Origin of the sequence: Pseudoroseicyclus sp. CXY001 (assembly GCF_041714655.1) — a bacterium.
Lineage (GTDB): Bacteria > Pseudomonadota > Alphaproteobacteria > Rhodobacterales > Rhodobacteraceae > Pseudoroseicyclus_A.
The window spans coordinates 1,103,686-1,123,202 of sequence record NZ_CP168219.1 but is presented as its reverse complement, the minus strand read 5'-3'; the positions used below and the strand labels follow the sequence as shown (position 1 = coordinate 1,123,202).

The window sequence follows — 19,517 nt, the reverse complement described above, 5'->3', positions numbered from 1 at the left end:
AGATGAAATGGGGGGGCGAGGTTTTCAGGCGACCAGCGCTTCGGCCTTCTTGAGGTCCACCGACACCAGTTGACTCACCCCCTGCTCGCCCATGGTGACGCCGAAGAGCCGGTCCATCCGACTCATGGTTACGGCATGGTGGGTGATGACGAGGAAGCGCGTCTCCGTCCGCCGGGTCATCTCGTCGAGCATGTCGCAGAAGCGGGTGACGTTGGCGTCGTCGAGCGGGGCATCCACCTCGTCGAGGACGCAGATCGGCGCCGGGTTGGCGAGGAACACGGCGAAGATCAGCGCCAGCGCGGTCAGCGTCTGCTCGCCGCCGGAGAGGAGCGACAGGGTCGAGAGCTTCTTGCCGGGCGGCTGGCAGAGGATCTCGAGCCCGGCATCCAGCGGGTCATCGGATTCGACCAGCTCCAGCCGCGCCTCGCCGCCGCCGAAGAGATGCTTGAAGAGCATGGTGAAATTCTCGTTCACCTGCTCGAAGGCGGTCAGCAGCCGCTCGCGGCCCTCCTTGTTGAGCGCGGCGATGCCGGTGCGCAGCGTGCGGATCGCCGCCTCGAGATCGGCCTTTTCCTTGACGAGCGTGTCATGCTCCTCGGCGACCTCGCGGCTGTCCTCCTCGGCGCGGAGGTTCACCGCGCCGAGCGCGTCGCGCTGCCGGCGGAGGGCCGAGATCTGCGTCTCGATCTCCTCCGAGCTGGCGCGCCCTTCGACGGCCTCGCCAAGGGAGTCGCGGAGCTCCTCGGGGCTCTGCTCGAGCGCCTCCTCGATGCGGGCCTCGGCGCCGGCGACCGCCTCGCGGGCGGCATCGCGGCGGGCCTCGGCGGCGGCGCGCGCCTCGCGGGCCTGGCCGGCGGCGGCCTCGGCCTCGCGGGCGGCGACGGTCGCCTCGCGAAGCGCCGCTTCGCCCTTGCCCAGCGCCTCGGTGGCCGAAGTCTTGCGCGCGCCGGCCTTGGCGATGGCGCCGGAGAGGGCCTCGCGCTTGCCCGCAATCTCCGCCGGCCCGCCCGTGGCGGCGGCGAGCTCGGCCTCCGCCTGCTCCTGACGGGCGGTGAGGTCGGCGCGGCGCGTGCCGGCGCTGGCCAGACGATCCTCCCAGCTCTTGCGCTCGCGGGCGAGCGTGGCAGCACGGGCGGCCCGCGCCTCGCCCTCGCGGCGAAGCTCATCATGCGCCGTGCGCCGGGCGATCATCGCCAGCCGCGCCGCCTCGACCCCGGTGCGCAGCTCGGCGGTGGAGGCGCGGGCGGCGGCGAGCTCCGCCTCGGGGATGGCCGCCGCCTCCGCCTCCTTCAGCGCCGTCGCCGCCTCGCGTGCCTCGGCCTTGAAGCGCGTCTCGGCGAGGGCCGCGCTCTCGCGCTTGCCCTCGGCGATGTTGCGCTCCGCCTCGGCGCGGGAGGCGCGGCGGCTCGCCTCGGCGACGGCGCCCTCCGCATCGCGGCGGGCGGCACGGGCGGTCTTCTCGGCCTCCGTCTCGGCCTTGAGGCGCGTGGCCAGCGCCTCATGCGCCTCGGCCGCCGCGGCGGCGCGGGCCTCGACCTCGGCCAGGTCGCGCGTCAACTCGGTGAGCCGGTTGCGCTGTTGCAGGCGTAGCGCCGCGGCGGTCGGCGCATCCTCGGCCCCGGCCGTGAACCCGTCCCACCGCCAGAGGTCGCCCTCGGGCGAGACGAGGCGCTGGCCGGGGAGGAGCTTCGGCTGCAGCGCCGCGCCCTCCCCCGCCGCCACCAGCCCGACCTGCGCGATGCGCCGGGCGAGGACGGCGGGCACCTCCATCCGCTCGGCCAGCGGGGTGGCACCCTCGGGCAGCGGCTGCGGCGCGGCATACTGGCCGAGCTCCGCCCAGCCGCTGGTGGCGGAGCCGGAGAGGACGGGCGCCTTCAGATCGTCGGCCAGCGCCGCGCCGAGCGCCTTCTCGAAGCCGGGCGCCACGGAGACGAGGTCGAGCACCTGCCCGCCTTCGGCCGCATCGCGCTCGACGAGGCGGCGGAGCGCCGCGACCTCGGCCTTGAGCGCGCTCGCCTCGCCCTCGACGCCCGAGCGGGCAGCGCGGGCCTCCGCCTCCGCGCCTTGCGTCGCCGCGCGGGCCGCCTCGGCCTCGGTGAGCGCCGCCTCGGCGCTGGCGGAGGCCCCGGCGGCCGCCTCTTCCGCGGCGCGGGCGGCGGCGAGGTCCGCCTCCGCCTTTGTGAGCGCCTCGGCGGCGGCATCGCGGGCGGCCTTGGCCTTTCCCATGGCCTCCTCGGCGCGGTTGCGCGTCGTCTGCCGCTCCTCGATCAGGCGCTGGGCCGACTGGTGGCGGGCGGCGAGGCGGGCGGCATCCTCGGTCGCCTCGGAGAGCGCCCCCTCGCGGGCGGCCAGCGCCTCGGCGGCGGCGCGGGCGGCCTCCGCCTCCTCCGCCAGCCGCGCCTCATGGCCCTCGCCGGCCTCGGTGAGGGCGGCCGCTTCCTCCGCCAGCTTCGCCAGCGTCGCCTCGGCATCGCCGCCGAGCTCCGCCTCGCGGGCGGCATCGCGGGCGAGCTGGGCGAGGGTGGATTGCAGCCGCTCGATGGCGCGGCGGGCGCGGGCCTCCTCCTCCTCGAGCTGCGCGCGCTCGAGCTCGAGCCTTTGGGCAAGGGCGGCAGCGATGGCCTCTTCCTCGCGGAGGGCCGGCATCGCCTCTTCGGCCTTGCCCCGCGCCGCCTCGGCCGCCCGCGCCGCGCTCTCGGCCTGCGAGGCGCCGAGCATCCTTTCGCGAAGCGCCGCCTCCGCCGCCTCCAGCGCCGCCCCCGCCTCGCGCCAGCGCCGCCAGAGCAGCAGCCCCTCCGCCTCGCGGAGCTTCGCCCCGATCTCGCGGTAGCGCGCCGCCGCCTTGGCCTGGCGCGCGAGCTGGGCGAGCTGCCCGGCGAGCTGCTCGATCACGTCATCGACCCGCGCGAGGTTCTGCTCGGCGCCGTTCAGCTTCAGCTCCGCCTCGTGGCGCCGCTGGTAGAGGCCCGAGATCCCGGCCGCCTCCTCCAGCACCCGCCGCCGCGCGGCGGGCCGGGCGTTGATCAGCTCGCTGATCTGCCCCTGCCGCACGAGCGCCGGCGAATGCGCGCCCGTGGAGGCATCGGCGAAGAGCATCTGCACATCGCGCGCCCGCACCTCCTTGCCGGAGAGCCGGTAGGCGCTGCCCACGTCGCGGGTGATGCGCCGGGTGATCTCGATATGATCGTGCTCGTTGAAGGCGGCGGGGGCGAGCCGGTCGGAATTGTCGATATGCAGCGCCACCTCGGCATGGTTCCGCGCCGCCCGCGTCGCGGCGCCGGCGAAGATCACGTCTTCCATGCCGCCGCCCCGCATCGCGGTCGGCCGCGTCTCGCCCATGACCCAGCGGAGCGCCTCGAGCAGGTTCGACTTGCCGCAGCCGTTCGGCCCCACGACCCCGGTCAGGCCCTCGTTGATCACGAGGTCCGTCGGGTCGACAAAGCTCTTGAAGCCGTTGAGGCGGAGCCGGGTGAAGCGCATCTGGATTTCGCTGCTCGCGATTCTTGGTTGGCAGGAAGCTTCGTCCCTCCCTTCCCCACGAGTCAACGCCCCGCATCCCAGATAGGGGCATCCGCCACCCTTTATCCACAAGATCTGGCCCCGCCCAACGCCGCCAGCCGCCTTCCACGCCCACACCACCAAGGCCGCTGCTTCGGAGCCGTCCATCGCTGGGGCCTCGTCCGGCCGCGGGGGCGGCCCGGTCAAGCGGAATTGCGGAGGCTCCGCCGCCCGGCACGGGCGGTGGAAACCGTCATTCTGCTTGACCGGGCCGGCCCCGTGGCCGAGGCCCCCTCAGCGATGGACGGCTCCGAAGCTGCTGCTTTGGTGAGTTCGGAAGCGAAGACCCCTCCTTTCCCTAACGCAGGCCGCAGCCCCGCCCCCTCACGCCCCCGGCGCGGGCCGCAGGCCCGCGCCCCCCGTCGCCGCGCGCCAGCGCGGCGAAACCCGGCAGCCGGCGCCGCCCTGCCGCTTTCGCCCCGCGAAACGCCGCGCCCAGCCTTGACCTCCCCCGGCGCCGGGCGCAGCATGAGCCCCGCAAGGTTCCCCGACGCGCGGCCGCCCAAGCGGCCGCCAGGGGTGAAACGGGAATGCGACGGGCCCGATCCATCCAGGAGGGTCCGGAATGCAGCCGCCCCCGCGACTGTCCGCGGCGAGCGCCCCCACCCGCCACTGGGCCGATGGCCCGGGAAGGCCGGGCGGCGCCCAGACCCGCCAGCCAGGAGACCGGCCTTGCCAGACATATCAGCCCCGTCGGTGGGACGGGAAGGAGCATGAGATGACCAATCCGCGCGCGGGCCGCATCCCCGCAACCATCGTCACCGGCTTTCTCGGCGCCGGAAAGACCACGCTCATCCGCCACATGCTGGCCCATGCCGGCGAGCGGCGCATCGCCCTCATCATCAACGAGTTCGGCGATCTCGGCGTCGACGGCGAGATCCTGAAGGGCTGCGGCGATGCCACCTGCCGCGAGGAGGATATCGTCGAGCTCTCGAACGGCTGCATCTGCTGCACCGTGGCCGACGATTTCCTGCCGATGATGGAGACGCTGCTCGCCCGGCCCGACCGGCCCGACCATATCGTCATCGAGACCTCCGGCCTCGCCCTGCCGCAGCCGCTGGTGCGCGCCTTCAACTGGCCGGGCATCGCCACGAAGGTGACGGTGGACGGCGTCGTCGTCCTCGTCGACGGGCCGGCGGTGGCCGCCGGGCGCTTCGCCCATGACCATGCCGCCCTCGAGGCGCAGCGCGAGGCGGACGGCAGCATCGACCACGAGACGCCGCTCTCGGAGCTCTTCGAGGATCAGCTCGCCTGCGCCGACATGATCGTCGTCTCCAAATCCGATCTGATGGGCGAGGCAGAGGCCGCCGCCCTAGCCGAAACCCTCGCCGCCGGCACCCGCCCCGGGGTGCAGGTGGTGAAGGCCTCGCACGGGGCCCTGCCCGCGGAGGTTCTCCTCGGCGTCGGTGCCGCGGCCGAGGCCGACATGGAGGGGCGGGCCGAGGTCCACCACGGCCATGAGGGCGAGCACCACGAGCACGACCACGACGAGTTCGAGAGCTTCACGGTGGACCTCGGCGAGGTCCCCGACCCCGCCGCCCTCACCCGCCGCCTCGCCGAGGTGATCACCGCCCATGACATCCTCCGCCTCAAGGGCTTCGCCGCGGTCGCCGGCAAGCCGATGCGCCTCGCCGTCCAGGCGGTCGGGCCGCGGGTGGAGAGCTACTTCGACCGGCCCTTCGGCACCGATCCCCGCGCCGGCCGCCTCGTCGTCATCGGCCTCGCCGGGCTCGACCGCGCCGCCATCACCTCGGCCATCGCCTCCATCGCCGCCCCCGCCCCAGCCGCCGCGCCCGTCCCGGCATGATCGCGCCCGATCCGGCGCTCACGATCCGCCGCGCCTCCCCGCATGAGCCCGGCGCCGCCGCGCTCCTGCATCAGAGCCACGCCCTGATGCAGGCGCTCTACCCGCCGGAGCAGAACCACTTTCTATCGCTGGACGCCCTCGCGGCGCCCGGCATCCTCTTCTTCCTCGCCGAGGAGGGGGCGACCGCGCTCGGCACCGGCGCCCTCGCCCTCCGCCCCGGCTATGGCGAGGTGAAATCCCTCTTCACCGCCGAGGCCGCCCGGGGCCGGGGCGTCGCCGCCGCCCTTCTCGCCACGCTGGAGGCCGAGGCCCGCGCCGCCAGCCTCCCCTGGCTCCGCCTCGAGACCGGCCCCGGCCTCGACGCCGCCCACAGGCTCTACACCCGCGCCGGCTTCACGCCCTGCGGCCCCTTCGGCGCCTACGAGGAAAGCCCCGGCTCGCTCTTCTTCGAGAAGGCCCTCTCGTGACCGCCGCACTGCACGCTGACCGGGTCCAACTCCGGCCCGTCCCCTCCGCTCATGTCCAGGCAACCGCAGGCGGCAGCGGCCCCCAAACCGCCCGCCTCACTGCGCCCCACGATCGGTCCCAACGCCCCTCCGCCCCCTCTCGCTTGTCTCCAAATACCCGCGGGGGGAGTCGCCCCGCGGGCGCCCGTTCAAGGAGCGGGGGGCAGCGCCCCCCTCTCATCGGCCCGACACCATGCATCTGATCGCCGCCACCCCCGGAGAGATCGCCGACGGCTCCCAGCCGGTGGACACCACCCAGTCCCCCGCCGAGCTCGTCGTGATCTCCGCCGCCGATACCGAGCTCGCCGCCCTCGCCATGGCGCGGGCGGAGATGCCCGCCCCGCCCGGCCTCCGCCTCATGCGCCTCCAGCATCTCGCCCATCCGATGAGCGTCGATCTGCATCTCGAGAGCTGCGCCACCCACGCCCGCCTCGTCATCGCCCGTATCCTCGGCGGCGCGCCCTACTGGAGCCACGGGCTCGCCCAGTATTCGGCCCGGCTCGCCGAGGCCGGCGTCGCCTTCGTCGCCCTCCCCGGCGACGACAAGCCCGATGCCGAGCTCGCCTCCCTCTCCACCGTGCCCCCGGAGGATTACGCGGCCCTCCACGCCTTCCTCACCGAAGGCGGCCCGGCCAATGCCGCGGGTTTCCTCGCCCATGCGCGGGCGATGATCCAGGGCGCCGCCCGCCCCGCGCCGGCGCGCCCCTTCCTCAAGGCCGGCCTCTACTGGCCCGGCCAGCCGGAGCCCGCCCTCGCCGACCTCCGCGCCCACTGGGCGCCGGGCGCGCCCGTCATTCCCATCGTCTTCTACCGCGCAATCCTCCAGGGCGGCGGCCTCGCGCCGGTCGACCGGCTGACGAAGGCGCTCCTCCGCGCCGGCCTCGCCCCCCTCCCGGTCTTCGTCACCTCGCTGAAGGACGATCTTTCCGCCGCCACGCTCCAATCCCTCTTCACCGAGGCCCCGCCGGAGGTGATCCTCAACCTCACCTCCTTCGCCACCGCCGCCCCGGGCGAGACTGGCCGCAACCCGCTCGCCGCCCCTGCCGCCAACGGCGCCCCCGTCCTGCAGGCCATTCTCGCCGCCGGCAGCCAGGAGGCTTGGGAGGCCTCCGCCGCCGGCCTCTCCGCCCGCGATGTCGCCATGAACGTCGCCCTGCCGGAGGTCGACGGCCGGCTCATCACCCGGGCCATCGCCTTCAAGGATGCCGCCTGGCGCGACGAGGCGACCGAATGCGAGATCGCCACCTGGGGGCCGAAGGGCGACCGCATCACCTTCCTCGCCCGCCTCGCCGCCGCCTGGGCGCGGCTCCGCGCCACTCCGCCGGCAGAGCGCCGCACCGCCCTCATCCTCGCCAACTACCCGAACAAAGACGGCCGCCTCGCCAACGGCGTCGGCCTCGACACCCCGGCCTCCACCACCGAGGCGCTCCGCCTCATGGCCGGTACCGGCTACGACACCACGGGCGCGCCCGAGACCTCCGCCGAGCTCATGGCCACCCTGATGTCCTGCCCCACCAACTGGCTGACCGACCGCGCCGAGCGGCAAGGCGGCATCCGCTATCCCCTCTCCGCCTACAAACAGGCCTTCGCCGCCCTCCCCTGGGCCGCCAAGGAACAGATCCTCACCCGCTGGGGCCCCCCGGACTCCGATCCCTTCATCTGGCCCGAAATACCTCCGCCGGAGGCAGCCGAAGGCTCCTCTTCTCCCGCCCCCGCCTTCGCCCTCTCCGCCCATGTCTTCGGCAAGACCGTGGTCGCCATCCAGCCGGCCCGCGGCTACAACATCGACCCCGACGAGACCTACCACTCGCCCGACCTCCCCCCGCCGCACCACTACCTCGCCTTCCATTTCTGGCTCCGCGACACCTTCGGCGCCGACGCCGTCGTCCACATGGGCAAGCACGGCAATCTCGAATGGCTGCCGGGCAAGGGGCTCGCCCTCTCCGAGACCTGCTGGCCCGAGATCGCGCTCGGCCCCCTGCCGAACCTCTACCCCTTCATCGTCAACGACCCCGGCGAGGGGAGCCAGGCCAAGCGCCGCACCGCCGCCGTGGTGCTCGATCACCTGACCCCGCCCATGACCCGGGCGGAGACCTACGGCCCCCTCGCCGAGCTCGAGGCGCTGGTCGACGAATATTACGAGGCCGCCAGCCTCGACCCGACCCGCGCGGCCCGCCTCTCGAAGGACATCCTCTCCCTCGCCGAGACCACCGGCATCGCCGCCGATGCCGGCCTAACCTCGGCGGAGGACCTCACCCGGCTCGACGCCTGGCTCTGCGAGATCAAGGAGGCGCAGATCCGCGATGGCCTCCACATCTTCGGCCAGTCGCCCATCGGCCCGCAGGCGCGCGACCTCGCCCTCGCCCTCGCCCGGCTGCCCCGCGGGGACAGGCCGTCCCTCCTCCGCGCGCTGGCGGAGGACCTCGGCCTCGGTTTCGACCCGCTCACCACCACGCTCTCCGACCCCTGGGCCGGCCCCTTCCCCGAGGCGCTCGGCCCCGGCCCCTGGCGGACGGCCGGCGACACGGTCGAGAGGCTGGAGGCCCTCTCCATCGCCCTCGCGGATGGCGAGACGTGCTGCCCGGGGCCGGCGAGCGAGGCCGTCCTGCAAGAGCTCCAGACCGAGCTCGCCCCCGCCATCGCCGCCTGCGGCCCGGCGGAGGCCGCCGCCCTTCTCACCGCCCTCGACGGCCGCGCCATCCCGCCCGGCCCTTCCGGCGCCCCCACGCGTGGCCGCCCCGACGTCCTCCCCACGGGCCGGAACTTCTATTCCGTCGACGCTCGCGCCGTGCCGACGCCCACCGCCTACAGCCTCGGCCGCCGCTCCGCCGAACTACTGGTCGAGACCTACCTCCAGGAGCATGGCGACTGGCCGCGCGCCATGCTGCTGACCGCCTGGGGCACGGCGAACATGCGCACGGGCGGCGATGACATCGCGCAGGGCCTCGCGCTCATGGGGGTGAAGCCGACGTGGGATGCGGCGAACCGCCGGGTCACCGGCTTCGAGATCCTGCCGCTCAGCCTCCTCGGCCGCCCCCGCGTCGATGTCACGCTCCGCGTATCGGGCTTCTTCCGTGACGCCTTCCCGCAGCTCATCGCGCTCTTCGGCAGCGCCGCCAAGGCGGTGCAGGCGCTGGACGAGCCGGCGGAGGAGAACCCCGCCAGCCAAAGCCCCGGCCCTCGCGTCTACGGCGCCAAGCCCGGCGCCTATGGGGCGGGCCTTCAGGCGCTGATCGACGAGGGCGGCTGGGCCACCCGCGCCGATTTCGCCGAGGCCTACCTCCAATGGGGCGGCTTCGCCTACGAGGCCGGGCAGGAGGGCGCGCCGGACCGGGCGGGGCTGGAGGCGCGGCTGAGACAGACCGACGCCATCGTCCAGAACCAGGACAACCGCGAACACGACCTCCTCGATTCAGACGATTACTACCAGTTCGAGGGCGGCGCCGCGGCCGCCGTCGCAACGCTGCAGGGCCGCGACCGGCCCGTCTATCACAACGATCATTCCCGCCCAGAACGCCCGGTGATCCGGCGGCTGGAGGAGGAGATCTCCCGCGTCATGCGCGCCCGGGTGGTGAACCCGAAATGGATCGAGGGCGTGAAGCGCCACGGCTACAAAGGCGCCTTCGAGATCGCGGCGACGGTCGATTACCTCTTCGCCTTCGCGGCCACGACCGGCGCCGTGAAGCCCCATCATTTCGACCTGACGGAGGCCGCCTTCCTCGCCGATGACGCGACCCGCGCCTTCATCGAGGAGGCCAACGCCCCCGCCCTCGCCGAGATCGCCCGCCGCCTGCAGGAGGCCATCGACCGCGGGCTCTGGACGCCCCGCTCCAACTCCGCCCGCGCCCGCATCGCGGCGCTCCTGTGACCCACCTCCGCCTCGAGGGCGCCGGCGAGGCCGCCCAGCGCGCCGCGCTCATGGAGATCGTCCGCGCCAGCCCGCGCCTCATGGCCGCCTTCGAGGCGGCCCGGGATCTCGACCTCCCCGACTGGTGGATCGTCTCGGGCGCGCTCTACAATCAGGTGTGGAACGCCCTCACTGGGCGGCCGGAGCTCTACGGCGTCAAGGACATCGACCTCTTCTATTTCGACCCGGACACGAGCTGGGCGGCGGAGGATCGCGTCATCCGCGCCGCCACCGCCCGCTTCCCCGGGGAGCCGCCGCTGGAGGTGCGCAATCAGGCGCGGGTGCACCTCTGGTACGAGCAGCATTTCGGCCGGCCCTGCCCCGCCTACCGGAACAGCCGTCAGCCGATCGACCACTTCGCCTGCCGGACGCATTGCGTCGGCATGAAGCTCTTGGAGTCAGGGGATTTCGAGATCTATGCGCCCTATGGGCTCGGGGACATCTTCGCCTTCCGGCTGACGCCCAATCCGGTCATGGATAACCGCGCCACGCATGAGGCCAAGGCGGCCCGGGCCGTGGCGCTCTGGCCAGAGCTCGCAGTCGAGCCCTGGCCAGGGCTGAGGGGTCACGCCATCGCCAGCGCGGCGACACCGACGTAGGCGAAGAGAAGGGCAATCGAGAAATAGGCCATGATTTACTGTCCGATCTGAGGGGGCGCCGCGCGCCCGGTTGCCGGAACAGCGCGGAAGACCGCCGATCGGTTCCGTCACAGGTGGCGATTTCCCGCCGGACCCATCTTGACGGCGCCGACGGCGCCCGGAGTATCGCCACATGACGACCGGACATTGCCTCTGCGGCGCCTGCGCCTTCGCCTTTGACGGGCCCGCCAACTGGCAGGCCTATTGCCATTGCGAAAGCTGCCGGCACGCAACCGCCGCGCCGGTCGCCGCCTATATTGCCGCCCCGGCGGGGTCATGGCGCTGGACGGGCGCCGCGCCGAAGGTCTACGAGAGCTCCCCCGGCCAGCGCTGGCACTTCTGCCCCACCTGCGGCAGCCATCTCGCCTACGATTCGGATCGCTATCCGGAGGAGATCCACTTCATGGCCGCATTGGTGGACGACCCCTCGGGCATCGCGATGGCCGCCCATGCCCATGCCGAGGAGCGGCTCCCCTGGCTGACGATGCACGATGGCCTCCCGCGGGAATGAGGCGTCTCGGCCCCGGCGATCCGGCGCTCACCGAGGTGCTGGCGCTCATCCGCGCCGCCTTCGCGGGGATGGAGGGGCGGATCGATCCGCCCTCCTCGATGCATCGGCTCGATGCCGCGGCGCTGGAAGCTCAGGCGGCGGAGGCGGAGGTCTGGGTCATTGGCGCGCCGGTCCGCGCCTGCGTGATCCTCACGCCGAGGGCCTCCGCGCTTTACCTCGGCAAGCTCGCCGTGGCGGCGGAGGCGCGGGGCCAGGGCCTCGCCCGGGCACTTGTGCAGCAGGCGGAGGCCCGGGCGCGGGCGCTGGGCCTGCCGGCGCTGGAGCTGCAGACGCGGGTGGAGCTCACTGAGAACCACGCGACCTTCGCGGCGCTGGGGTTCGAGGAGGTCGGGCGGACCTCCCATGCGGGCTTCGACCGGCCGACCACGATCCTTTTCAGGAAAGTCCTGGCCTAGCGCCCCGTGAACCGCGGCGCGCGTTTTTCGAGGAAAGCCGCGACGCCCTCGGCGAAATCCTCCGTCCCCACACACTCGCCCTGCAACCTTGCCTCCAGCGCCAGTTGCTCGGCCAGCCCGTGGCCCGGGCTGGCGCGGAGGGCGGCCTTTGTGCGCGAGAGCGCGGCGGGTGGGCCGGCGGCGAGACGGGCGGCGCGGGCCTGCCAATGGGCGGTGAAGGTCTCCTCCGGCACCGCCTCCCAGATGAGGCCGATGCGGGCGGCCTCGGCCGCGGGCAGCGTCTCGCCGAAGAGCGCCAGCCCCATGGCGCGGGCGGAGCCGGTGAGGCGCGGCAGAAGCCAGGTGCCGCCGGCGTCGGGGATCAGGCCGATGCACGAGAAGGCCTGCGAGAAGCTCGCCGCCTCGGAGGCGATGACCACGTCGCAGGCCAGCGCCAGATTGGCGCCGGCGCCCACCGCCGGGCCGTTCACGGCGGCGATGACCGGCTGGGGCGCCTCGGCGATGGCCATGAGAAGCGGCACGTATTCTTCCGCAAGGATGCGCTCCGTCTCCTCCGGCGTGAGCCCCTGCCCGTCTGCCAGATCCTGCCCGGCGCAGAAGGCGCGGCCGGCGCCGGTGAGGACGATGACGCGGATGCCGTCGGGCGCGTTGAGCGCCGCGAGAAGCCGCCGCCGCAGGCTGGACGAGAGCGCGTTCATGACCTCCGGCCGGGTCATCGTGATGACCCTGATACCGCCCTCGTCGCTGATCTCGATCTCGCTCATGGCGCTACCCTTGCGCGGGGTGGGCACGCCGCCCAAGCGGAACGGCGCGTCATTCCTTGAGGAGCTCGGCGAGCCGCGCTTCCTCCTCCGCGCTCAGGCCCTCCGCCTCGGGCGTGGCGGCGCGGCGGCGCACGGCGGCGAGGCCGATGCCGCCGGCGAGGAGCAGCATGAGCGGCCCGCCGAGCCAGAGCGCCAGATTGGCGCCCTCCGCCGGCGGCCGCATGAGGACGAACTCGCCGAAGCGATCGGTGAGGAAAGTCACGACCTCGGCGTCGCTGTCCCCCGCCACCAGCCGCTCGCGGATGATGAGCCGGAGCGTCCGGGCGATGTCGGCGTTGGAATCGTCTATCGTCTCGCCCTGGCAGACGGGGCAGCGGATGCCCTGCGAGATGTCGCGAGCGCGCGCCTCGAGCGCCGGGTTGTCCAGCATCTCGTCCGGCTGCACGGCGAGCGCGGGGAGCGGCAGCGCCAGCAGAAGCGCGAGGAGGAGCGCCCTCATTCCGCCGCCACCGGCGCCGGGCGGGCGGGTTTCGCCCCCGCCGCGACGCGCAGACGCCGGTCGGTCAGCGACAGGAGGCCGCCCAGCGCCATCAAGAGCGAGCCGCCCCAGATCCAGCCCGCGAAGGGCTTGATATAGGCGCGGACGGCCCAGCCGCCGCTCTCCTGCGGGTCGCCGAGGACGAGGTAGACATCGCGGAAGAGCCCGCTGTCGATGGCCGCCTCGGTGGTGGGCATCCCGGCGACGGGGTAGACGCGCTTCTCGGGGTAAAGATGGGTGAGGAGCCGGCCGCCGCGGCTAAGCTCCATATCCGCCATGGTCGTCAGGTAATTGGGGCCGCGCCCCTCCTCGACCCCGGCGAGCGTGACCTCGTAGCGGCCGAGGGGGAAGGTCTCGCCCTCCTGCACCACGCGGATATCCTCCACCGCGCCGGCGGAGAGGATGGCGATGCCGAGGATCGTGACGCCCAGCGCGCCATGGGCGATGACGCGCCCCCAGTCGGCGCGCGGCAGCCGCAGGAGCCGCCGCGGCTGGCGGCCGGCGCGGAGCCAGGCGTCGGTCAGTGCGCCGAAGATCACGAAGGCGCCGATGCCGGCGGCGAGCGCGCCGACGGCCGAACGGCCGGTCAGCAGCGCATAGGCCAGCGCGCCGATGGCGAGCGCGAGCGCCAGCGCCGGCGCCATGTCGCGCGCCGCCCGGCCGATGCGCCCCCGCTTCCAGGCGAGGACGGAGCCGATGGGCAGGATGACGGCGAGGCCGAGGAAGACGGGCACGAAGGCGGCGTTGAAGAAGGGCGCCCCGACGGAGAGGACGCGGCCGAGCACCACCTCGGCGAAGAGCGGCCAGAGCGTGCCGAGAAAGACGATGAAGCAGGCGGTGGCGAGGAGCACGTTGTTGACGACGAGCGCGCTCTCGCGGCTGACGAGCCCGAAGACCCCCTTGGCCTGCATCGCCCCGGCCCGCGCGGCATAGAGCGTCAGCCCGCCGCCCACGAAGATCGCGAGGAGGACGAGGATCGCCACCCCGCGCGTCGGGTCCGTCGCGAAGGCATGGACGGAGGTGATCACGCCCGAGCGCACGAGGAAGGTGCCGAGAAGCGAGAAGCCGAAGGCGAGGATGGCGAGGAGGATCGTCCAGCTCTTCAGCGCCTCGCGCTTCTCGGCGACGATGGCGGAATGAAGGAGCGCCCCGGCGATCAGCCAGGGCATGAAGGAGGCGTTCTCCACCGGATCCCAGAACCAGAAGCCGCCCCAGCCGAGCTCGTAATAGGCCCACCACGAACCCATGGCGATGCCGATGGTCAGGAAGATCCAGGCGGCGAGCGTCCAGGGCCGGACCCAGCGCGCCCAGGCGGCATCGACCTTGCCCTCGATCAGCGCCGCGATGGCGAAGGAGAAGGACATCGAGAGCCCGACATAGCCGAGGTAGAGGAAGGGCGGATGGAAGGCGAGCCCGGGGTCCTGCAGGAGCGGGTTGAGGTCGGCCCCGTCGAAGGGCGGGGAGGCGAGGCGGAGGAACGGGTTGGAGGTGAAGAGGATGAAGGCGGCGAAGGCCGCGCCGATGGCCCCCTGCACGGCGAGGACGAGCGCCTTGAGGCGGAGCGGCAGGTTGCCCCCGAAGGCCGCGGCGGCGGCGCCGAAGAGCGCGAGGATCAGGAGCCACAGGAGCATGGAGCCCTCGTGGTTCCCCCAGGTGCCGGCGATCTTGTAGAGCATCGGCTTGGCCGAATGCGAATTGTCGGCGACGAGGGCAAGCGAGAAATCCGAGGTCATGAAGGCGCGCATCAGCGCGGCGAAGGCGAGCCCGGTGACGAGGAACTGGGCGAGCGCGGCCGGCCCGGCAAAGGCCATCCATCCCTCCCAGAGCTTCGCCCGGCCCACAGCAGGGACGACCGTCTGCAGCACGGCGACGATGAGGGCGAGGATGAGGGCGAAATGTCCGAGCTCGGCAGTCATGCCGGCGTTATAGGCCGGGCGCGAGGCCGGGCCAATGGGATGCGGCACGGCGGATGGTCACGGAGGCGGGAGGGGGGTGGACCGACGCTGATGCGGAGCCCCCGCCCGGTGCGCGCCGGTACGGCGCAGGGCGAGCGCCGGCCCGTCCCGCGGGCTGGCGCTCTGGTGGGGTCGGGGGCGGCGGATGGGTCGGAGTATTCGGCAACATAAAGCGCGTTGCGGCGCCGGCGGGAGCGCCAACCCCCGGGCCGGCGCTCGCCCTGCGCGGCGCCGTCAGGACTCGGCTCGGCCCGCACTTGCGGGCGGGCCCGCGGGTCAGGGAAAGGTGGGTTGAAACCCACCCTACCCTTCCCGCCACTCGGTCAGCGCTGGGTTGTCGCCGGAGAGGTCCGGCTCGGCGGCACCGGCCTCCCGCGCCGGCGCCGGTGCCGACGGCCCCGCCGCCGCCAGCGTGCCGACCACCGCCCGCTGGAAGTTCTGGGCGCTCGTCTGGTAGCGGGCGCCGAAATAGAAGGAGACGACCGCCCCCATCAGCCACCAGAGTGGCTCCGGCACCGCCGCGAGGCCGCCCATCCGGGCTGCGAACCACTCCGGCGCGGCCATGGCGGAGACGAGGAGGAAGATGCAGCCGAAGGCCAGCATCGGGCGCGGCAGGCGGTTGAGCCCGTCGATCAGCCGGTCGAACCAGCCGCGCCGCTCATGGGCAAATTCCGCCGCGAATTGCTGGAGCGCCGCATTCCTCCCCTCGGACGCCCTCGCATCGGCATTCTCGGCGTTCACGCGGAAGACCTCCGCCGTCTCGCGGATCACATTCGGCCCGGCGCCGACCAGCGGCGCGAGAAGGTTCCCGATCAAGCCCATGCCGCCACCCGGGCGCGGTGCTCGGCCTCCGTCAGGTGGAAGCGGGGCGCGATGAAGGCCTCGGCCCGGGTGATCCAGCCGCCTTTGCCGCCGTCGCGGCGGCGGGCGTATTTGCGGCTCGCCGGGCGGGCGTCGGCGAGGGCGTAATAGTAGTTCCGCCGGGCGATGCCGTAGGCATCAACGAAGTGGCGCGGCGCCGCCTCGGCCGCCGCGCGGGCGGCGGAGATGGTCTGCGGCCCGATCACCCCGTCGACCGCGCAATCGATCCGCATGTCGCGGATGAGGCGCTGCAGGATGCGCACCGCATTGGCGCCCGCATTCACATACATGTCGAAGACGGACGGCTGCACCGCCTCCGGCAATTCGGCGATGCGGGGGCGGCGGAAGTAATGCTCGACGAAGATGTCGGCCGCCTGGGCGCGGGTCAGCCTGCGGACGTCGGCCTCCGTCACGCGGCCGTCGCGGTCGAGGTCGAGCCCCAGCCGCTGCATTGTGCCGATGGTGACGCCGTATTTGGTCGCCCCGCCCGGATCGTCCGGGTCATTCACGAAGCCGCCCTCCCGGGCGACGATCTCTTCGGCAATCTCTCTGACGCTCTGCATCGGGGCCCCCTCTCGCCTGAGGGGGCCAGCTTCGCGAAGGCGCGTTAATCCGCCGGAGCGCCACCGACCGTTGCGGGGTCGAGGGGCCCCGCGTCGCGGAGCGCATCCTCGAGCTCGCGGGGGCGGTAATCCTCGTCATGCTTGGCGAGGATCTCGGAGGCGACGAAGGTGCCGTCGACATAGCGGCCCTGGCCGATCATGCCCTGCTCCTCGGCGAAGAGATCGGGCAGGATGCCGTCGAAAACCACCGGGATCTCCCAGGCGCCGTCGGTGACGCGGAAAGAGACCTCCGTCCCCTGCCCGCGGGTGAGGCTGCCCGCCTCCACCAGACCGCCGAGGCGGAAGACCTCGTCGGGCCCCGGGGGCGCCTCGGCGATCTGGCTGGGGGAGCGGAAGTAGTTGATGCCGTCGCGCATGGCATAGCCCGCGAGCGCCGTGGCGCCGGCGAGCGCCACGAAGGTGACGAGGATCACCTGCACGCGCCGCCGCTTCTTGAGCCCCTTGAACCCCGCCATCAGCGCCTCACGGGAAGACCGGGGCCAGCATGAGCCCTCGGGTCTCGGGCAGCCCCAGCATCAGGTTGGCGTTCTGCAGCGCCTGACCGGAGGAGCCCTTGCAAAGGTTGTCGAGCGTCGCCGTCACCATCGCATAGCCGGCCACCCGGTCGGCCGCGACGCCGATATGGCAGAAGTTCGAGCCGGTCACGTCGGCCATCTGCGGCATCTGGCCGAGGGGCAGGAGCTCGATGAAGGGCTCATTGCCATAGGCCTCGGTGAAGGCCGCATGGATCGCCTCGGCATCGCCGGACACATAGCAGGTGGCGAGGATGCCCCGGTTGACCGGTACGAGGCTCGGCGTGAAGCGGATGCGCACGTCCCGCCCGGCGAGCGCACTGAATTCCTGATCGAATTCGCCGAGATGCCGGTGGGTGCCGCCGAAGGAATAGGTGGTGACGTTGGTCGAGCGCTCGGCGAAGAGCATGTTCTCCTTGAGAGACCGCCCCGCGCCGGTGATGCCGTTCTTCAGGTCGCAGACGATGTCGTCGAGCCCGATCACCCCGGCGGAGATCAGCGGCCGCAGGGCGAATTGCACGGTGGCGGCGTTGCAGCCCGTGCCGGCGACGAGCCGGGCGCCGGCGATCTCGTCCCGGTAGAATTCCGTCAGCCCGTAGACGGCGGAGGGCTGCAGCTCCGGCGCGTCATGCGGGCGCTTGTACCAGAATTCATAGGCGGCGGGGTCACGCAGCCGGAAGTCGGCGCCGAGGTCGACGACCTTCACGCTCTCCGGCAGCGTCTTGACGATGGCCTGGGAGAGCCCGTGCGGCAGGGCGCAGAAGACGAGGTCCACCGCGCCGAAATCCACCTCCTCCACCGTGGTCAGCACGGGCAGGTCGAGATGGCGCAGGTGCGGATAGACGGAGGCCATGGTCTGGCCCGCCTTGCGGTCGGCGGTGAGCGCGGTGATCTCAAGGTCGCCATGGGTGGCGATGAGGCGGACAAGCTCTGCCCCGGTATAGCCGGAGGCGCCGAGAATGGCGACGGAATGGGTCATGATTTCAGCTCCCTGAGAGGAGGACATAGGATCGGGTGGGGTCCGGCGCAATTCAGGCCGGCGTGAACTCGATCTTTCGTCGCAGGAACTGCGTGGCCTGGTTCGACACCCGCTCCGGCTTGCCGGTGGTGAGGAAGAGGCTCTCCGCCCCCGCCCCGGCCATCTCCGGCCGGCGGGTCAGGTAGTCGGCAAGGCTCTCGGCCACCAGCGTCGGCTGCGAGAAGACCTGCACCTTGGGGCCGAGCGCCTCGGCGAAGATCTCTTCCACCAGCGGATAATGCGTGCAGCCGAGGACGGCGGCATCGGGCTCGGGCATCTTCCTGAGGAGCGCCTCGACATGGGAGCGGACGAGCGCCTCGGCGAGGATCATGTCGCCCTCCTCGATCGCGTCCACCACGCCGCCGCAGGCCTGCGCCTCGACATCGACGCCGATGGCGCGGAAGGCCAGCTCGCGCTGGAAGGCGCGGCTCCGCACGGTCGCGGGGGTGGCGAAGAGCGCCACATGCTTCACGCCGACCTCGCGGGGGGGCGAATTGTCCCCCCATTGCCGCTCGGTCAGCGCCTCGATCAGCGGCACGAAGACGCCGAGGACGCGCTTGCCCTCGGGCACCCAGGATTCCTGCATCTTGCGGAGCGCGGCGGCGGAGGCGGTGTTGCAGGCGAGGATGACGAGGTCGCAGCCGGCCTCGAAGAGGCGCGAGACGCCGGCGGTCGTCAGATCGAAGATGTCGGCGGCATCGCGCACGCCATAGGGCGCGTTGGCATTGTCGCCGTAATAGACGAGCGGCAAGTCCGGCAGGCGGCGGTTGATGGCGCCGAGCACCGTCAGCCCGCCGAGCCCGCTGTCAAAGATCCCCACCGCCATCTGCCCGCTTTCCCCTGCCCGCCTGGTACTTCCGTTCGAATTCGCGCCCGTAGCCGCTGGCGTCAACCGCTTTCGGTGCAAGGTCATAGGTCGATTTGCGCAGGAATGCCATCATCGCCTTGGCGTCGCCCTTCCGCGCATCGAGCTCCGCCCGCGGGATCGGCCGGCCGATGGCGACGCGGACCGGCGCATTGAGCCGCGCGCGGAACTCGCGGATCAGCATCCCCATGCGCAACGTCGTGTGCAGATGGCTCGCGATGTTGAAGAGCCGCGAATTGTGCCCGTCGAAGAAGACCGGCACGACGACGGCATCCGAACGGGCGATCATCTTGGCGGTGAAGTTGCGCCACATCGGGTCGAGCGGCGGCTTGAACGGCCCCGCGCCGGTGGAGACCGTCCCCCCGGGGAAGATGCCGATGGCGCCGCCCTGCCCCAGCCAGGCCAGCGCCTCGGCCCGGGTCTCGAGGTTCGCGCGCGCCGCCTCCTTCGTCTCGTCGAAGGAGATGGGCAGGATCACCTTCTCGAGGTCCGGCGACTTGCGGAAGATCCGGTGGGCCAGAACCTTGAAGGCGCCGCCGCGGCGGGACGACAGGATATGGCCCATCATCAGCCCGTCGAGAATGCCGTAGGGATGGTTCGAGACGACGATGAGCGGCCCCTCGGCCGGGATGTTCTCCAGCGCGCCGGCGACGACCTCCAGCCGCAGCCCGTAGCGCTCGGGGACGACCTGCCAGAAATCGGCGCCGCTCTCGACCTCCTCGGCATAGCCGCGGACCTTGCGGATGAGCTTCAGCCGGCCCGTGGCATTCTCCATCACACGGATCACGGCCCGCCCGCCGCGCGTCTGCGCGGAGCTGGCGTAGGTGATGTCGCGCGCGATCTGCTTTTCAGCCATCGAGGCTCTTTCGGGCGGCCGCCGCTTGGGCGCTTCGGCGCCGATATACGCGCGATCATGTGAAAGAAAAGCAATATTGAGAGGTTTCAGGGCAACGTGCGCAGGTGTGAATGGCTCTGACGCCACTGCACGGCCCCGCCGCC

General features: G+C 72.4%; 16 protein-coding genes and 1 riboswitch. Of the genes, 6 read left to right on the top strand and 10 right to left on the bottom strand.

The window, feature by feature from the left end:
* Positions 1-24: 24 nt before the first annotated feature.
* Complete coding sequence (gene smc, locus ACAZ03_RS05565; protein WP_373356404.1) at positions 25-3,480, bottom strand: chromosome segregation protein SMC; 3,456 nt, start codon at positions 3,478-3,480, stop codon at positions 25-27.
* Between the two features lie 541 nt (positions 3,481-4,021).
* A riboswitch (cobalamin riboswitch) is annotated at positions 4,022-4,248 on the top strand.
* Positions 4,249-4,276: 28 nt separating this feature from the next.
* Here smc and cobW point away from each other — a divergent pair.
* The 6 genes from cobW to ACAZ03_RS05535 all read left to right on the top strand — a co-directional run bounded on the left by cobW (position 4,277) and on the right by ACAZ03_RS05535 (position 11,382).
* Complete coding sequence (gene cobW / locus ACAZ03_RS05560) at positions 4,277-5,365, top strand: cobalamin biosynthesis protein CobW (protein WP_373356403.1); 1,089 nt, start codon at positions 4,277-4,279, stop codon at positions 5,363-5,365.
* Positions 5,362-5,832 carry a GNAT family N-acetyltransferase gene (locus ACAZ03_RS05555; protein WP_373356402.1) on the top strand — a complete coding sequence of 157 codons (471 nt, stop codon included), beginning with the start codon at positions 5,362-5,364 and terminating at the stop codon, positions 5,830-5,832. The genes cobW and ACAZ03_RS05555 overlap by 4 nt, the downstream gene beginning before the upstream one ends.
* Positions 5,833-6,064: 232 nt before the next feature.
* Positions 6,065-9,739 (top strand): cobaltochelatase subunit CobN, encoded by a 3,675-nt coding sequence (gene cobN / locus ACAZ03_RS05550; protein ID WP_373356401.1) that lies wholly within the window; start codon positions 6,065-6,067, stop codon positions 9,737-9,739.
* Positions 9,736-10,377, top strand: a complete 642-nt coding sequence (locus tag ACAZ03_RS05545) for a nucleotidyltransferase family protein (RefSeq protein ID WP_373356400.1) — start codon at positions 9,736-9,738, stop codon at positions 10,375-10,377. Before cobN ends, ACAZ03_RS05545 begins: the two co-directional genes overlap by 4 nt.
* Before the next feature lie 172 nt (positions 10,378-10,549).
* A complete protein-coding gene (locus ACAZ03_RS05540; protein WP_373356399.1) occupies positions 10,550-10,927 on the top strand; it encodes a GFA family protein in 378 nt (125 codons plus the stop codon).
* Positions 10,924-11,382: a GNAT family N-acetyltransferase gene (locus ACAZ03_RS05535; protein WP_373356398.1), complete on the top strand. Its 459-nt coding sequence runs from the start codon at positions 10,924-10,926 to the stop codon at positions 11,380-11,382. The genes ACAZ03_RS05540 and ACAZ03_RS05535 overlap by 4 nt, the downstream gene beginning before the upstream one ends.
* Here ACAZ03_RS05535 and ACAZ03_RS05530 read toward each other — a convergent pair.
* The 9 genes from ACAZ03_RS05530 to ACAZ03_RS05490 form a co-directional block, all read right to left on the bottom strand.
* Complete coding sequence (locus tag ACAZ03_RS05530; RefSeq protein ID WP_373356397.1) at positions 11,379-12,146, bottom strand: enoyl-CoA hydratase-related protein; 768 nt, start codon at positions 12,144-12,146, stop codon at positions 11,379-11,381. The two genes, ACAZ03_RS05535 and ACAZ03_RS05530, sit on opposite strands and share 4 nt — an antisense overlap.
* A 49-nt stretch (positions 12,147-12,195) precedes the next feature.
* Positions 12,196-12,645, bottom strand: a complete 450-nt coding sequence (locus ACAZ03_RS05525; RefSeq protein ID WP_373356396.1) for a cytochrome c-type biogenesis protein CcmH — start codon at positions 12,643-12,645, stop codon at positions 12,196-12,198.
* Complete coding sequence (locus ACAZ03_RS05520) at positions 12,642-14,600, bottom strand: heme lyase CcmF/NrfE family subunit (RefSeq protein WP_373356395.1); 1,959 nt, start codon at positions 14,598-14,600, stop codon at positions 12,642-12,644. Before ACAZ03_RS05520 ends, ACAZ03_RS05525 begins: the two co-directional genes overlap by 4 nt.
* Before the next feature lie 342 nt (positions 14,601-14,942).
* Positions 14,943-15,461 carry a holin family protein gene (locus ACAZ03_RS05515; RefSeq protein ID WP_373356394.1) on the bottom strand — a complete coding sequence of 173 codons (519 nt, stop codon included), beginning with the start codon at positions 15,459-15,461 and terminating at the stop codon, positions 14,943-14,945.
* Positions 15,452-16,063: a holin-associated N-acetylmuramidase gene (locus ACAZ03_RS05510; RefSeq protein WP_373356393.1), complete on the bottom strand. Its 612-nt coding sequence runs from the start codon at positions 16,061-16,063 to the stop codon at positions 15,452-15,454. Before ACAZ03_RS05510 ends, ACAZ03_RS05515 begins: the two co-directional genes overlap by 10 nt.
* 44 nt (positions 16,064-16,107) lie before the next feature.
* Complete coding sequence (gene ccmE / locus ACAZ03_RS05505; RefSeq protein ID WP_373356391.1) at positions 16,108-16,578, bottom strand: cytochrome c maturation protein CcmE; 471 nt, start codon at positions 16,576-16,578, stop codon at positions 16,108-16,110.
* A gap of 7 nt (positions 16,579-16,585) precedes the next feature.
* Entirely contained in the window at positions 16,586-17,614 is a 1,029-nt protein-coding gene (gene argC, locus ACAZ03_RS05500) for an N-acetyl-gamma-glutamyl-phosphate reductase (protein WP_373356390.1), read from the bottom strand.
* A gap of 52 nt (positions 17,615-17,666) precedes the next feature.
* Positions 17,667-18,479: a glutamate racemase gene (locus ACAZ03_RS05495; protein WP_373356389.1), complete on the bottom strand. Its 813-nt coding sequence runs from the start codon at positions 18,477-18,479 to the stop codon at positions 17,667-17,669.
* Complete coding sequence (locus tag ACAZ03_RS05490; protein WP_373356388.1) at positions 18,460-19,374, bottom strand: lysophospholipid acyltransferase family protein; 915 nt, start codon at positions 19,372-19,374, stop codon at positions 18,460-18,462. The genes ACAZ03_RS05495 and ACAZ03_RS05490 overlap by 20 nt, the downstream gene beginning before the upstream one ends.
* Positions 19,375-19,517: the final 143 nt, after the last annotated feature.